The following is a 1379-nucleotide window of genomic DNA, read 5'->3' on the forward strand; positions in this document are numbered from 1 at the left end:
CGGGAGTGTTCAATGAACGGCGGATCCGATGATCAAGGAGACGCCAGATGAGCGACACCACCATCGAGCAGATAGCGGTCGAGGGACCGGCGGCGGAGGCCGTGCCGGCGGCCAGTGACGAGCAGTTGGTCGCGATGCTCGTGGACCGGGCCCGCAGTGAGGGTCTGCAGCTGACCGGGGAAGGTGGGCTGTTGCAGCAGCTGACCAAGCGGGTGCTGGAGTCCGCCCTGGAAGGCGAGATCACCGATCACCTCGGCTATGAGAAGCACGACGCCGAGGGCCGGAACAGCGGCAACTCCCGTAACGGTTCCCGGGCGAAGACGGTGCTGACCGAGGTCGGCCCGGTCGAGGTCAAGGTGCCCCGGGACGTGGCCGGTACGTTCGAGCCGGCCATCGTCAAGAAGCGCCAGCGGCGCCTGACCGGCGTGGACGAGATGGTGCTGTCGCTGTCGGCGAAGGGCCTGACGCACGGGGAGATCTCCGCGCACCTGGCCGAGGTCTACGGCGCGAGCGTGTCCAAGGCGACCATCACCACGATCACCGACAAGGTGATGGAGGGCATGGCCGAGTGGTCCAACCGGCCGCTGGACCGCGTCTATCCGGTGCTGTTCGTGGACGCGATCAACGTGAAGATCCGTGACGGGAACGTGGCGAACCGTCCGATCTACGTCGTGATGGCGGTGACCGCCGAGGGACACCGCGACATCCTGGGGATCTGGGCCGGGGATGGCGGCGAGGGCGCGAAGTACTGGCTGAGCGTGTTCACGGACCTGAAGAACAGGGGCGTGGACGACGTGCTGATGCTGGTCTGCGACGGGCTGAAGGGTCTGCCCGACGCGGTGGAGACCGTCTGGCCTGCAACGATCGTCCAGACCTGCGTCGTTCACCTGTTGAGGAACAGCTTCCGTTACGCGGCCCGCCAGGACTGGGACAAGATCGCCAAGGCGCTCAAGCCCGTCTACACCGCACCGAACGAGGCCGCCGCGGCCGAACGGTTCAGCGACTTCCAGGACGCCTGGGGCCGGAAGTATCCGGCGATCATCCGGCTCTGGGAGAACGCCTGGGCCGAGTTCGTACCCTTCCTCTCCTTCGACGTCGAGATCCGCAAGGTCATCTGCTCGACCAACGCGATCGAAAGCGTGAACGCCCGGATCCGCAAGGCGGTCCGCGCCCGTGGACATTTCCCCAACGAAGCCGCGGCCATGAAGTGCGTCTACATGGCGCTCATGAGCCTGGACCCGACCGGCAAGGGCCGCAAGAAGTGGACCATCCGCTGGAAGGCCCCGCTGAACGCCTTCCAGATCGCCTTCGAAGGCCGGCTCACCCCGGCCACCAACTGAACCCACAGGAAAAGGATCAGCCGTTTACTGGACACACCC

Annotated in this window: 1 protein-coding gene; it reads left to right on the plus strand. The window is 66.0% G+C overall.

The window, feature by feature from the left end; translation table 11 throughout:
- Positions 1 to 134: 134 nt before the first annotated feature.
- Complete coding sequence (locus ACIBJG_RS38795) at positions 135 to 1340, plus strand: IS256 family transposase (RefSeq protein WP_399315065.1); 1206 nt, start codon at positions 135 to 137, stop codon at positions 1338 to 1340.
- The last annotated feature ends 39 nt before the right edge of the window (positions 1341 to 1379 follow it).

This window comes from Streptomyces sp. NPDC050422 (assembly GCF_044458665.1).
Classification (GTDB): Bacteria; Actinomycetota; Actinomycetes; order Streptomycetales; family Streptomycetaceae; genus Streptomyces.